Below are 14478 nucleotides of genomic sequence, written 5' to 3' on the forward strand. Positions count from 1 at the left end.
ATGAAAGGCGATATCGGTGTAATTGGTTTAGCTGTTATGGGTCAAAACTTGATCCTTAATATGAATGACCATGGCTTTAAAGTTGTTGCGTTTAACCGTACTGTTTCTAAAGTAGAAGAGTTCTTAGAAGGACCTGCAAAGGGTACTAATATTATCGGTGCAACATCACTAGAAGATTTAGTGTCTAAGTTAGAAGCACCACGTAAAATCATGTTAATGGTCCGTGCTGGTGATGTTGTTGATGCATTTATCGATCAACTTGTACCACTGCTAGATAAAGGTGACATCATTATTGATGGTGGTAACTCAAACTATCCTGATACTAACCGTCGTGTTGCTGAGCTTGAAGCTAAAGGTTTATTATACGTAGGTTCTGGCGTTTCTGGTGGTGAAGAAGGTGCGCGTTTTGGTCCTTCTATCATGCCTGGTGGCTCTGAAGCAGCATGGCCTGCAATCAAACCTATCTTCCAAGCGATCTCAGCTAAAACAGCTGCTGGTGAGCCTTGTTGTGATTGGGTAGGTAAAGATGGTGCTGGTCACTTCGTTAAAATGGTTCACAATGGCATCGAATATGGTGACATGCAGTTAATCAGTGAAGCATACCACTTTATGAAATCAGGCTTAGCGCTGTCTCATGATGAGATGCAAGCGATTTTCCAAGAGTGGAATAATACTGAACTAGATAGCTACTTAGTTGAAATTACAGCTGATATCCTTGGCTATAAAGATGAAGATGGTCAACCATTAGTTGAGAAAATCCTTGATACTGCTGGCCAAAAAGGCACAGGTAAGTGGACAGGTATTAATGCTCTTGATCTAGGCATTCCACTAACGCTGATCACTGAAGCGGTATTCGCTCGTTGCGTATCTTCAATGAAAGATCAACGTGTTGAAGCAGAAAGCTTATTTGGTAAAACAATCGCTAAGATTGATGGTGATAAAAAAGAGTGGGTTGATGCATTACGTCAAGCACTACTTGCTTCTAAGATCATCTCTTATGCACAAGGCTTTATGTTAATTCGTGAAGCTTCAGAGGAATTTAACTGGGATCTTAACTACGGCAACGTGGCGCTAATGTGGCGTGGTGGTTGTATTATTCGTAGTGCATTCCTTGGTAATATCCGTGATGCATATGAGGCGAACCCAGAGATTAAATTCCTTGGTTCAGATACATACTTCAAAGATATTCTGCTAAGCAGCATGCCAGCATGGCGTAAAGTTGCATCAAAAGCGATGGAAATTGGTTTACCAATGCCAACAATGACGTCTGCATTAACCTTCCTCGATGGTTACACCACTGCAAACCTACCAGCGAACATGATCCAAGCGCAACGTGACTACTTTGGTGCTCACACTTATGAGCGTATTGATCAGCCTCGTGGACAGTTCTTCCATACTAATTGGACTGGTACTGGTGGTGACACAGCTTCTACCACTTACGATGTTTAATATGTAAGTTGTAAATATTACTAAGCCACCGTCTTTGGTGGCTTTTTTTATGGTTCATTTAAATTTAACTCGCCATGCGTTGGCAATATAGTAATGCACGTAATTCCATATTTTCTGCTTCTAATGCCACAATCTGTTTGTGAGCTGCTGTGCGCATATCTTCATTTGCTGTACGTGTTTTTTCAAAAATATCACTGAGCGCACTAAATAATTCCTCACCTGCGAGCAGCATTTCTTGACCACTGATTTCCACGTTGTAAGAACGTAATAAATCGCGAGCATAAGTCGTTAAATCACCTTTTGCTCGACCTATTTGTGTATCAATTAATGGGCAAGTGTAAGGGTAGGCGAAGCCTGACATATAATGTACCTTTAAAGTCAAATATCCATAATCATATAATTGTTATAAACCTCCGTGCCTATAAGTTAATTTTCGCTTATGTGTTTAATTTGATCAATATGTGCACAATAAGTTTGACAAAAAACAAACAAATGTCGCTTTTAGTTAGCTATTAGAAAGTATCAAAGCAGCTAGAGAGCGTGATCTAATCTATAATTAGCGTTAATTATTAATGCGATTAGCCACTAAATAGTAAGAGGGTAGCTTGAAGGTACTGTTATTTTTAGGGGCGTTGTTATGTACGACATTTCCTGTATTAGCTAAAGGTTTAGAAACGATTTCTAAAAATATTGATTTTGTATCAACGAAATGGGTCGATACAAAAGGAACATTTAGAGTTATTGTTTTTAATTCTGAAGACGATCCTTGTTTTATTTTAGAAAATTATAAAGAGGGTACTAGTGGCTCTTTAACCTCTTCACATAAATTTTGTCGTGTATTGATGGCAGATAAACATATTATTGATGTCAGTAAAGATAACATAGGGGATACGTGGTTTGAGCGCTTTAGTTGGAGTGGGCATGAGTTGCAGTTCATGTTAAATACTGCTGATGGTGAATATCTGTGTGGCTTGGATCTTTATCTATATCCCTCAAAGATTGCACAATGTAGGCTTTTGGTTTTACCGCATGACTCTGCGCTTAAGCAATATAATTAGTCGCCGAAAATAATAAGCCCTCGCATCGGTTAAGAATACGAGGGCTTAAATATTGGGTAATATTATATGATTAACTTACCTCAATAGGTCCACCAAATGCTGTCACTGGTGGTAACTCGCCTTTGAATTTCTCTATGCTAACCAAGCAGGTTTGGGCGCTGGTTGCTTGTGCTAATTCAGAGGTTGGAATATCCATTGTCAATGTGTTTGGATCGCCATAAGTATCAATCGAACCAATCTTTTCATTTAATGGGCCATACCATGCGCCTTCTTCGATTCGTACCACGCCTTGTGGGTAACTATCTGTCAGTACGGCACCCGCAAGCAATTGACCACGATCGTTAAACACACGTACAACATCACCGTTTTTGATGCCTTTAGCAGCAGCATCTTTAGGGTTTATGTATACCGGCTCCCGACCTTGAACAGTATAAGTTGCGCGGAATTCATCTGATTCACACATTTGTGAGTGCAAACGTTTGTCTGGGTGACAAGATTGCATCCAGAATGGGTGTTTATCAGAGCCTGGACCACCATGAGAACGTTCTGTCTTTTCAAACCACATTGGGTGGCCTTGACAGTGTTCATATCCATAACGCGCAATTTTACGGCTTGATATTTCAATGAAACCTGAAGGCGTGCCAAGTGCATTGATTTCAGGATCCTGACGGAAATCAGCATGACGAACCCAAGGTTTGCCCGTACCAAAATCTAAAAATCCTTGTTGCCAGAATACGTCAAACTCAGGCATATCGAATTTGCCAGCATTCGCTTTACGACAATCGTTATACAGTGATTGTACCCACTGCATTTCATCCATATCACGAGTGTATTCTTTATTTTTACCAAAACGACGTGATAATTCAGTGAAAATATCAAAGTCAGTTTTTGATTGGTATAACGGATCAACCAATTTTTGCATCGCGATTAAACCACGACCACTGTATGAACCCATTACGTCAATATCATTTCGTTCAAATTGAGTACATGCTGGCAGTACGATATCAGAGAAACGACAAGTAGCAGTCCATGCAAAATCAATAGTGATCACTGTTTGCAATTTTTGGAATGCTTGTTTCATACGGTTACGATCTTGGTGATGATGCCAAGGGTTGTTACCACTGATTACCATCATTTTGTAGTCAGGCAAAATGACTTTAGAACCGTTGTACTTAATTTCTTTACCTGGTTCTAAAATACAGTCAACAAAGCGTGCCACAGGGATAGTACGGCTATAACCGTTAAAATCATTGTTATCCCACTTCGGTTTTTGACCTTCGTCAACGTTACGTGGGAAACCACCTGGAGCAGCAAAACCTGTTGAAGGAACGCCGATACCAGAATAGTGGTGACCGTAAGAGATACCACCACCAGGTAAGCCAATTTGGCCAACCATGGCTGCAATAACTGCCCCCATCCAATAAGGTTGTTCACCATGTTCTTGACGTTGAATACACCAACCAAACAGAATTTGAGTACGCTCTTTAACCAGCATACGGGCAAATTCACGGATTTGATCTGCAGGCACGCCACAAATTTCAGCTGCCCATTCTGGGGTTTTCTCTACGTTATCTTTGGTTTCGCCTTTTACGTAGCCAATAAATTCATCAAAGCCCAAGCAGTACATCTTGATGAATTCTTTATCATAAAGATTCTCAGTGTAAAGCGTGTGTGCCACACCCAACATAAACGGCACGTCGGTTTGTGGATGAATGTAAAGATGAGTGTTTTCTAAGTAACGTTGAGTCTTGTTTTTAACGGGATCAACCGAAATAACATTAATTTCACCTTTAGCTACTTTTTCTTTTAGCTGTGCAAGGTAAGGGTAGGATTCGTGGGTTTCACAGTTCCAACCAACTTGTAAGTTTTTAACGGGATCATTAGCCCATAAAATAATGTTCTTACTGTTGTCTAAAATTTCAGACCATGACGTACCTTGAGCATACACTTCTGTCGAACCAAGCACATAAGGCATGATGGTTTGACCTGCACCTGTGGAATAGTCGCCAACTTTGGTGATGTAGTTACCATGCATACCTACAGCACGTTGCATGTGGCTAGTACAGCTATGGAATTGACCCGTTTGACGCCAGCCAGTTTGACCTGCGTGTAATGCCCATGGACCGTAGTCTTTTTGAATACGCTCAAGTTCACGGTAGAACAGATCTAATGCTTCATCCCATGTCACACGCACAAAGCGATTATTACCACGAGTTTCGCCACTAAACTTATGCTTTTTGAGCCAGTCTAGGCGTACCATTGGGTAACGAACGCGTGATGGGTTATAGATAATACCTTTAATGCCTTTTAGCATTTCAGTTGGGTTTTTATCTATTTCAATGGCTTCAATTTGTTGCACTTTTCCGGCATAGATCTGAGCGCGGAAAGCACCCCAGTGAGAACCAGAATAACGCCAAGTACCTTGACCAATCTCATCGCTAGCAAATACTTTTGCAGAGGCGAGTAGACTTGGACCAATCACAGTAGCCGCACTTGTTGTTGCAATGCCTTTTAGAAAACAGCGTCTTGATACAGACATAGTATTTACTCCATCAATGCTTAGTGTTGGCCATTAGAAAAGTCAGAAGAGTGCTTTTGTAAGTACTTCAACACAATGGCTTCGCTATCACGGTCAAAGTTTACAAATGCCAACATACCGTTAAACATTCCAGGCCATGTATTGGCATCAAAGTGGCCTTCTGCTGGTTGGGTATGACACACTGAACAGTTGGTGGTGTAAGCTGTTTTTGCTTGTGCCCAAACCGGACTAATGTCGTTAATTAATGAATCTTTAGGCATCCATACTTTTGCGGTTACACGTTGCCAAGGAAGACCCGTTAAGTCATCGACTTTCTCTTCGTATTTATCAACCACTTTGTCATTTTGTGCAGATTCTTTCAGTAGAGAAGCAACCGGAATATTCATACCAAAATCTTCCTGAATCACGCGGCCGTAACCTTTGTCTTTACGCCAACCTGCAATTTCAACTTCTACTGCATCATCAGTTTCATCAATTACTTTCACGCCAGAAGCTGGATTTAAAATACCTGCCTCAACTTTCATCGCTTTATCTTCATAAACAGGAAGGAAGCGGACGCTATAGATTTCTTCGCCTTTGCTGTAGTCGGTACCATGCGATAGTTGGACAAGTTCGGAAATCATGCCGCCACTGGTGTCCATATTTTTTGGTAAGTGGTGGGCAATACCTTTATGACAATCGACACAGCTTTGATCACGTTCTGCGGCATTTTTCATTTGTACACGAGCAACAGGAGACATTTTTTCGAAATCCATGCCTTTGTAGTCGTGACAATCACGACATTCCTGTGAGCCATTAGCTTTAAAGCGTTCCCATTCATGCTGAGCAAGCACAATACGGCGATCTTCAAATTTTTCAGGGGTATCAATAAAACCAGCGAAGTGAGCAAATACTTCCTTACTTGCTTGTATTTTACGTGAGATCTTATCTGTCCAATCATGGGGTACATGACAATCTGGACACGTTGCTCGAACACCTGAACGGTTTTTATCATGAATGGTATTTACGTATTCAGGCACGACATTGTCGGCGTGGCAGCTTACGCAAAATTCTTCGGTATTGGTTTTTTCAAGTGCGGTGTTAAACCCACCCCAGAAAATAATACCCGCAACAAAGCCGCCAAGGGCTAGGACACCAAGGCTAATATGAACGCTTGGGCGTGATAGGGTTAGCCAAGCTTTTTTTAAAAATGCTTTCATTATTGTTTCTCTTTAAATGATGCTTGCAGCGTGAAGTAGGGAATCAACCACCGTGACCGGGAGGGCCAAAGACAAACAATTGCAACATCCATACGGTGAAACCATAACCACCAACGAAAATGACGCTTAAAATAGGGAAAAGAAAAATGGTAATAAAAAGGAACATTTTCCATTCGCGGCTGCGTGTTTTCTTGGCAGTAGGATCAGTAATACTGCTCATAAAACCTCCTGAGATTGTTAAATGTAAAAAATGAGTTCTTATAAATATTTATATCAATTCTAATTGCGATGTGATCATAAATTATACCCCTGTGCTTATTCAATTAATAAATGCACTATTTCACTATTAAAATTGTGACTTTTTGAGATTACGCCTAATTATTAACAGTAAATATTGATACATATAATTAAATGAATATTTAAAACAAGATGTGTCAATATTCAATGGGTGTAAAATGAGTTTTATGTTGGTTTTTTGTTTGTGCTTTTGAGGTTATTGTTGGTTTGTGTGGCTTTATTTGTTTTATATGTTTATTTTTATGAGGGGAATAAGCTTGCTTGATGTTATTCCTTTGAAGAATAATATGAAGAAGGGGGGCTTGTTATGTAATATTTAAGTTTTAAATATGAACAGATGCTCACATTTAAGGTGGAGAGCTAATTAAATAGCTCTCTGGATTTCATTAATCAATTAACTGATATTTCCGTTGTAAAATATCAATAATTTCGGCTTTAGGATCTTGGCTTAGTGTAATTGGCTTACCTGTGATTTTTTCAGCAATGCTCGTATAGATTTTAGATATCTGCATTAGTAGCTCTTGAGGAAGATCGTTATTTGCAGCTAGAGCAAAACGTTCAGGCATACGTTCTTTATTTAATAAAATATCTGGGTCAGGGAAATAGTTTAATAAAACTTGACGGAAATCTTCTTTGGAATTTTCAATAATCTGTCCATCGCGGTATGCTGCGCCATCCCAAATACGTGATGAATCGGGCGTACCAACTTCATCCATGTAAATTAGTTTTTCATTACCATTAGCATCTGTGACATAACCAAATTCAAATTTAGTATCGACAAAAATTTGATCTAATTTTGATAGCTCGTTACTAATAACATTAAATCCATCTGCTAATAGCTTTTCGTAATAATTGATATCGTCGATATTGCGGAAATTAAATGCTTGGTAATTGTTAATTAAATCTTCACGAGTGACGTTAACATCATCAGCTTCAGGGACATTAGGAATACCTTTTAGAATACCCTTCGTTGAGGGTGTCATCAGTAATTGTGGTAACTTCTGATCTTTTTGTAATCCTTCTGGCAGTTGAATACCACAGAATTGACGTTCCCCTTGATTATATGCACGCCACATTGAGCCAGTAATATATTGACGACAAATAGCTTCAACCATTACCGGTTTGGCTTTTTGTACTATCCATACGAAAGGGTGGGGAATATCAAGAATATGACTATCAGCTAAACCATTATCACTAAATAGTTTAAACCAATGGTTTGAGATTGCATTGAGTGCAGCTCCTTTACCTGGAACGCCTTTCAAGCCACCTTCACCATGCCAAATACAATCAAATGCAGATATACGATCGCTAATGATCATTATTGCTAAGGGGGCATCAGGTTGAACATTGTAGCCTTTTTGTTGAATAAGGCGACGACTGTCTGCTTCTGTTAACCAATAAACGGAGCGTACTTTACCACTGTGAACAGGTTTTTCAGTACGAATTGGAAGGTCGTCATTGACGGCAAGAACTTGATCGGCAAGGCTCATGGTGAAATTCCTATTTCAAAATGAAGACATCGAAATACAGAGTGCTTTAGATAGAAGTCACCTTAATCACTCATCTTATTGAGCATAATACTAGGTTCATTCTTGGACTACCAGCAAAAAAGCAAACGATTGCCTTGTGATCATGTCGGTGTAATAAATGTAAAGTACAGTAGTGAAAGACCATACTTTACATTATCGGTAAGAAATTTAGTGGGGATTAAAACCGTTGATAAAAAGCATGCAAATCACGTGGTGTAATATAAAACATATGTATTAACCATTGCTTTGCATCATCAATATTGAACCATACCGGAGTAAATTTGAAATGATTCCAGTTAGTGACGACTTGTAAAGCGCCATCATAACTTGGTGCAATATCAAACAGAATAACAATCGCTATAACTTGAGCAAGACTGATAAATGGTTTTGTAAAAGCAAATGGCTTGAGTGCTGTACCAAAAGATGATTTTAAGCGTTTATTTGACAGATCGACGCTATATATTTCATCTAATGCTAAATGTACGATGCCACCGAGTAAAACAAATCCGCCAGCTAACCAGCTATCAGTTGCAGTGTGGCCAAGTAACACGCAAATATGTACACAACATAAAGCAATTAGCGTTACAAATGCTATGGAATGACATGCACCTCTATGTACGGTGCAGCGATCAAAAACAGTTTTTCCAAAATAACGTATGGTGACAAATAATGATACAACGTAAAGAATCAGTTCTAGCATTGCCACTTGGGTGTAAATATGACTGACGAGTATAAAGCAACAAAAGCCAGCCAAGAGTGTGAATAAGGCTTTCATTGATGTTGAATGGTCTGAATCAATGTCAGGAAGAAGCCCACCAGTGGTGCCAAAAAAGGTCATCCATAGTGCGATGCTGGGGCTAATATGGTCAGCAGACAAAAGTGTGGTTGCTGTTAAGCCACTAACAATTGCTGCAACCGTGAAATGGGTTGAGAAATTTGCCAAGAAAAATGAATTCCAACTGGATACATATACAGGTATTTATCACTGTTAGTTATCATAGTTCAACATTTATCACACTTTTAGTGTAATTTATGAAATTAATTGAGTGAAAAAGAATCATTTTAGTTGCTATTGCAGAAATATACGCGGGGTAAGAGCTGTGATTCTTGGTAATATTAGGAGAAAAGTGTTGTTACAGTCGTATTGCTTTAATATCAAGAAATACGACTGAATGTAGATAAATGTTAGCCTGTAATTAGTGCTGAAATAATACCGATAACACCACCAAAGACACCTCCCCAAATAACCAGCCACCCAAGATGCTCACTGATCATTTTTTGAACCATCTCTTTAACCATTTTTGGGGTAAGTTCATTTAAACGTTGGTCGATAATATCTTCAATTTTATTTTCAATATCATGTAATGTTTCAGGCTGAACTAATTGTTGTTTCAGCGCTGTTTTAAAATTATCTTGCTGACTAATATCTATTACGGATTCTTGCATTTTTGCAATGAATGGTTCTCGTAACGGTTGCATCGCCTCTGCGCCACCCATCATAGTAATCATGCCACCAAATGATGACTTCATTATCACATCTAATAATGAATCAAATGTTGGTGCAAAGTCTATTTTACTAATAATCGGTTGCATATCTAATGCAGCGGCTTGGTTATCATCTTGATTTAAAAATCGGCTGATATTTTGTTCGGTGAAAAATTGTTCCATCATTAATGCTTTTATTGCGGCTTTAAAGGCCTCAAAGCGAGCCGGTATAACCCCTGAGCCATAAAGGCCGGGTACTTTTTCAAATAACATATAAATGGCAAGCCAGTTAGTTAATGCTCCCGAAAAGGCAAATAAACCACAATAAAGAATAATATGCTGATCGCTAATATAACCAATGAATAAAAGTAGAAGAGAAAGGGCGTTTGTCATGAAGCTTTTGTTTTTTAACATGTGGTAGTTCTTAGTAGTTATAACACCGATAGGCACGGTCATAGAGTCAGTAAATAGCGTTTTGCTACCCATAATTAAGCCAAATTCTAACAATAGAAACAGACCAACGCTACATTTGTGTTAGCTCACCGTAATCGTTGGTTTACGATTTAAACTTAAGGTGGCAATTGTTATACTCGCCTGCTATGCATTTATTGTCTTACTGAGTATTTTTAATGACCCGTTTTACTGCTGAACAAACTGCTTTTATTCACCATCAGGCGGGCAATGCGCTGTGCGTGGCGGGCGCTGGGACGGGTAAAACAACGACTTTAGTGGGGGTTGTTGAATATAAATTACAGACTATAGCTGCTGATAATATGCTGGTATTAATGTTTAATCGCGATATTCGTACTGATTTTAAGACAAAGTTAGTACATATTCCGTTAGCTGAGCGAATCCCCGTTCATACTTTTCATAGTTTTTGTTTTCAGTTGTTAAGACAATCCGGCTATTTGTCGACGACAGGTTATCAAATTGATTTTAATAATGGTGATAGCGATAAAAGTATTGCCAAATTTGTATTACGACAAATGGCATCCCAAGAAAAATCTTATCAAAAACAACAGACGTTTAAAGATCCGCGTACTATTGAGCTACTAATAAGCTTTATTGGGCTTGTAAAAGCGCATATGTTGCCGCCGAAAGAAGTGTTTGAGCTATCTGAAATAAATAGCGAATATGCCTTTATTGTTGAAGCGTTTTGGAATTTTGAAACCGTACGTAAAGAGCGTAAACAATTGTTTTTCGATGATTGGCTGGTGGAAACAATCCAGTTATTAAAAAATGATCATGCGCTTCGTAATTATTACCATCAACAGATTAAATTTATGATGGTGGATGAGTTTCAAGATATAAATACTGCCCAATATCAGTTATTAAAATTGCTGTTGTCACCACAAGCACAATTAGTGGCTGTGGGGGATGTTGATCAGTGTATTTATAAATGGCGCGGTAGTGCACCACAATTTATGCTTAATTTTGAGCAAGATTTTTCGCCAGCGACGACATATACCTTGTCAAATACGTTTCGATTTGGTCATAGCTTAGCGTTAGCCGCGAGTCATTTAATCTCAAATAATAAGCACCGTTTTCATGATTTTCAGACCATTGCTCATGAGTCAATCGCGGATACAGCCGTTGAAGTGGTTGGTACGTCACGTCAAGTAGGTGAAATAGCACAATCAGTCGCTGATTTTATTCAGCAAGGTGGACAACCTGCTGAGGTGGCTATTTTAGTTAGACGCTGGTCACAAGCGATGTTATTTGAGTTAGCGTTTTTAACCAAGAAAATACCTTATCATATGCCGATAGGATCAGTGCTCACCCATAGTCGTGAAGTTAAATTACTAATGGATATCATGGTGTTAGCTACTGGACGATTTTTAACGTTAGCCGATAATGATAAAGCGAATTTATTATTTAATTTATTATCATTCCCACACTGTTATGTTCCTAATAAAAGTTTACGTCCGTTGTGTGAAACTTTGGCTCAGCGACCAAGTAATGAATGGCTTAGCTTAATAAAGCAAACTGAAAAAATTCAACCGACGTTAAATTTAGAAACGTTTAAAGATCGGGTTGAGTTATTATTAATGTTACAACGTAAGGGTAATTTTAAAGCCTTAGCTGTTTATAGACAGTATCGTCGTGATAGTGAGCTTGATACTTGGATTTGGAAAACAGAAGCGACGGCGACTGAAATAGAAGAGGCTGTTGAACGTTTAGACAGTGTTGAAACGGTATTGGAATCAATGGATCAAAACTGTGATAAAGCATTGCAGTATTTTGAATATTATACGCAACAGTCAGCGGCTGAAAATCAATCACAAAATAATAATAACAGTGTTCAATTAACCACTATTTTTAGAGCTAAAGGTTGTGAGTACAGCCAAGTACATTTACCTTATTGGGATAAAGATGCTTTTCCTTATGTGAACCGTTCGGCATTAGGTATTTCAGCTGATACCGAAGAAGAGCGTCGACTTGCTTATGTAGCAATGACTCGGGCTAAACATAGCGCGAAAATATATTATACGGTTGAAGCAGCTAAGAAAGATCAGTATGTTCGTAAGGACAAAAATGCCAGCCAATTTATTATTGAATCAAAGGCGGATGTTGCTCAGGAAATAGGGCCGAGGCTATATCATGATGGCGAATTACCATACCACAAGTCATCAGTGGTTCAGGGATATTATCGTCGTCTTGCACGTATTGATGATATGCAATCACCACCTAAAGCCGCTGTTATTTCTCTACCTGATCCAGATGAAACAGGGAAGTGTGCTTACAGCTATGAATGGGCACTACAGCAACCAATACCAGATAATGCAGAAAAACTTATTCGTAGTATGGTACAAACCAAAACGGCGAAGTATTTAGAAACAGAAGTAATACGTATTATACGAGAATTGAAACAAGCTGATGCAGTAAAACAGAAAGTATTGCTCAATCGTCTTATTGTTGTCGCTCGTGCCAAGGCCCGTAAATATAATTAAGTCTTTGTATCGTTGAATGATTATTATTGATGACTTCGATTAGCTCGTGCTTCTCGTTGGCCTAGATTTTGTTGAACTGCGAATTCAAGACGCTCACGCAATTGGCGAGATTTTGTTTCAGTATGTTTGAAGCCTAATGCTTGCAATAATTTTCTGACCATAATATGACCTATTAACTCATTGTTAAATAATAGATCGGCCATTTCACGGGTTGATTATTATTTAATTTTTAGTGAATTAACATCATCTTTGAGCTTCCTATTGCTTCATTATATCGCTGCTAATGTACACAGTATCCATATTGATATAAAGGATGTTAAAAGTATGGTAAGCATAACGAATAAATTAATATTGATTCGTTATGCTCGTATGTAATGTTATGGCACAGTTTCATTGCTGTCAAAGCAATATCAAGCTTCTATAGTAGAAGGCGATAACGTGCTAAAAAAGACTTAGATCACACTTTTGTTGACTGGTTTTGCCATTTATCAACGACTAAAGCGGCGATTAAATCTCCTTCAACATTGACTGCGGTACGAAAAGTGTCCAATGGACGCTCGATAATAAGCAATATCGCGATAGCTTCAAGTGGAATACCTACCGCAAGTAATACCAGTTGCATGCCTGACATTGAACCTGATGGCATGCCTGGAGCACCAATTGATGACACCATTGCCATGATAAAAATCATGATCAGTCCTGATGTTCCAAGTTCGATACCATAAAGTTGAGCGAGAAAAATCGCAGCCACACCTTCAAACAGTGCTGTACCATCCATATTCATGATTGAACCTAACGGTAATACCATACTGCTGGTTGGTTGTGATATACCTAAATCTTCTTGAGCTGTTTGCAGTGAAAGTGGCAAAGTCGCGGAGCTTGATGAAGTTGCAAATGCCATTGCCATGGGAGCGGATAGTGCTCTAAATAAGGTTGAATATTTAATACCCGTAAATATTTTAGCAAGTAGTGGTAATACAACCCCACCATGAACCAAAGTAAGCGAAAATACTAATAAAGCAAACAGTGCTAACTCGCCAAAAATACTATTGCCACTTTGAGCTGTAAATTGAAACACAATGGCAAATACAGCTAAAGGCGCTAATTTTATAACCGCAGACACCACTCGGTTAATTGCAATATTAAGTCCTGAAATAAGTTCAAAAATAGGATGTTTAGACGGTAAACTGGCTAATAATGCAATGCCGAGTAACAGTGCAAAAACAACAATAGCTAATAAGTTTGTTGTTGCGAGTGCTTGAAAAGGATTAACTAATGCCATGTTAAATAATTTTTCTGCAATAGCGCCACCAGAAGAGGCACTATTATCAATTAATTGAACATGGCTACCGACAGTTACTTGTGCAGTATCAATTAAATGTGGCCATTGAGGAATAGCTAGAGAGACTCCTAACCCTAAGCAGATTGCAAGTGTAGAAGTAAGGCTATAGAAGGCTATTGTTTTATACCCCAACGTTTTTAAACGTGAAGTTGAGCCAATACTCGTGATCCCTTGCAGCAATGATAATAATACCACCACACCAACCAGCATTTTGAGTAAGCCGATATAGGTTGTTTTAGTTAACATCAATAATTTGAACGTCGTGGAGTGCTCAAAACCAGATTGTAATGGTAAAAAAGAGGCGAGACTCCAAGCTAATAGGGCTGCGATCATTAATTGAAAAGGTAACGATTTGAATAGATGACGGTTCATGAAAAAGGTCTCTGTTCGGTGTTCGTTTCGTAACGAGAATATAAAAAGAAAGACTTGGTATTAAAAAGGCTTATTAATAATTAGAGTGGCCTTATCCAAGAAGTATAATATGTAGTTAAATTTAATTGGTGGAGAATAAAAAACGCTCTGACACAGAATGCCAGAGCGTGGCAAATGCCATTCTCAATTAACGATGATTTAGATCAGTATCTAAAATAAGGTTTAGGTAAAACAAAAATATAATATCGTTAATGAGT

At 38.6% G+C, this 14478-nt stretch carries 12 protein-coding genes; 3 read left to right on the forward strand and 9 right to left on the reverse strand.

Going from position 1 to position 14478, the window contains the following annotated elements:
* A complete protein-coding gene (gnd, locus tag PPBDW_RS06180) occupies positions 1-1449 on the forward strand; it encodes a decarboxylating NADP(+)-dependent phosphogluconate dehydrogenase (protein ID WP_036794110.1) in 1449 nt (482 codons plus the stop codon).
* Positions 1450-1513: 64 nt separating this feature from the next.
* Here gnd and PPBDW_RS06185 read toward each other — a convergent pair whose 3' ends face one another.
* The gene (locus PPBDW_RS06185) at positions 1514-1810 is read right to left on the reverse strand and encodes a hypothetical protein (RefSeq protein ID WP_036794112.1); all 297 of its coding nucleotides are present in this window, start codon (positions 1808-1810) and stop codon (positions 1514-1516) included.
* 244 nt (positions 1811-2054) lie between these two features.
* Here PPBDW_RS06185 and PPBDW_RS06190 point away from each other — a divergent pair, with 244 nt between their 5' ends.
* A complete protein-coding gene (locus PPBDW_RS06190; protein ID WP_036794114.1) occupies positions 2055-2507 on the forward strand; it encodes a hypothetical protein in 453 nt (150 codons plus the stop codon).
* Between the two features lie 70 nt (positions 2508-2577).
* On the opposite strand, the gene torA is transcribed toward PPBDW_RS06190, so the two are convergent.
* The 6 genes from torA to PPBDW_RS06220 all read right to left on the reverse strand — a co-directional run bounded on the left by torA (position 2578) and on the right by PPBDW_RS06220 (position 9970).
* The gene (gene torA / locus PPBDW_RS06195; RefSeq protein ID WP_036794116.1) at positions 2578-5046 is read right to left on the reverse strand and encodes a trimethylamine-N-oxide reductase TorA; all 2469 of its coding nucleotides are present in this window, start codon (positions 5044-5046) and stop codon (positions 2578-2580) included.
* Between the two features lie 20 nt (positions 5047-5066).
* Positions 5067-6245 carry a pentaheme c-type cytochrome TorC gene (gene torC, locus PPBDW_RS06200; RefSeq protein WP_036794118.1) on the reverse strand — a complete coding sequence of 393 codons (1179 nt, stop codon included), beginning with the start codon at positions 6243-6245 and terminating at the stop codon, positions 5067-5069.
* 43 nt (positions 6246-6288) lie between these two features.
* Positions 6289-6465: a trimethylamine N-oxide reductase system protein TorE gene (gene torE / locus PPBDW_RS06205; RefSeq protein ID WP_036794120.1), complete on the reverse strand. Its 177-nt coding sequence runs from the start codon at positions 6463-6465 to the stop codon at positions 6289-6291.
* Positions 6466-6928: 463 nt separating this feature from the next.
* The gene (locus tag PPBDW_RS06210; protein WP_036794122.1) at positions 6929-8032 is read right to left on the reverse strand and encodes a phosphoribosylaminoimidazolesuccinocarboxamide synthase; all 1104 of its coding nucleotides are present in this window, start codon (positions 8030-8032) and stop codon (positions 6929-6931) included.
* 217 nt (positions 8033-8249) lie between these two features.
* Positions 8250-9014: a metal-dependent hydrolase gene (locus PPBDW_RS06215; protein WP_036794123.1), complete on the reverse strand. Its 765-nt coding sequence runs from the start codon at positions 9012-9014 to the stop codon at positions 8250-8252.
* Positions 9015-9256: 242 nt separating this feature from the next.
* Positions 9257-9970 (reverse strand): DUF445 domain-containing protein, encoded by a 714-nt coding sequence (locus tag PPBDW_RS06220; protein ID WP_036796318.1) that lies wholly within the window; start codon positions 9968-9970, stop codon positions 9257-9259.
* A gap of 215 nt (positions 9971-10185) precedes the next feature.
* Here PPBDW_RS06220 and PPBDW_RS06225 point away from each other — a divergent pair, with 215 nt between their 5' ends.
* Positions 10186-12507: an ATP-dependent helicase gene (locus PPBDW_RS06225; protein ID WP_036794125.1), complete on the forward strand. Its 2322-nt coding sequence runs from the start codon at positions 10186-10188 to the stop codon at positions 12505-12507.
* Between the two features lie 23 nt (positions 12508-12530).
* On the opposite strand, the gene PPBDW_RS06230 is transcribed toward PPBDW_RS06225, so the two are convergent.
* Both PPBDW_RS06230 and PPBDW_RS06235 read right to left on the reverse strand, forming a co-directional pair.
* The gene (locus tag PPBDW_RS06230; RefSeq protein ID WP_162836323.1) at positions 12531-12668 is read right to left on the reverse strand and encodes a hypothetical protein; all 138 of its coding nucleotides are present in this window, start codon (positions 12666-12668) and stop codon (positions 12531-12533) included.
* Between the two features lie 296 nt (positions 12669-12964).
* On the reverse strand, positions 12965-14221 hold the full coding sequence (locus PPBDW_RS06235; RefSeq protein WP_036794129.1) for a dicarboxylate/amino acid:cation symporter: 1257 nt from the start codon (positions 14219-14221) through the stop codon (positions 12965-12967).
* Positions 14222-14478: the final 257 nt, after the last annotated feature.

Origin of the sequence: Photobacterium kishitanii, from assembly GCF_000613045.3 — a bacterium.
Taxonomy (GTDB): Bacteria; Pseudomonadota; Gammaproteobacteria; order Enterobacterales; family Vibrionaceae; genus Photobacterium; species Photobacterium kishitanii.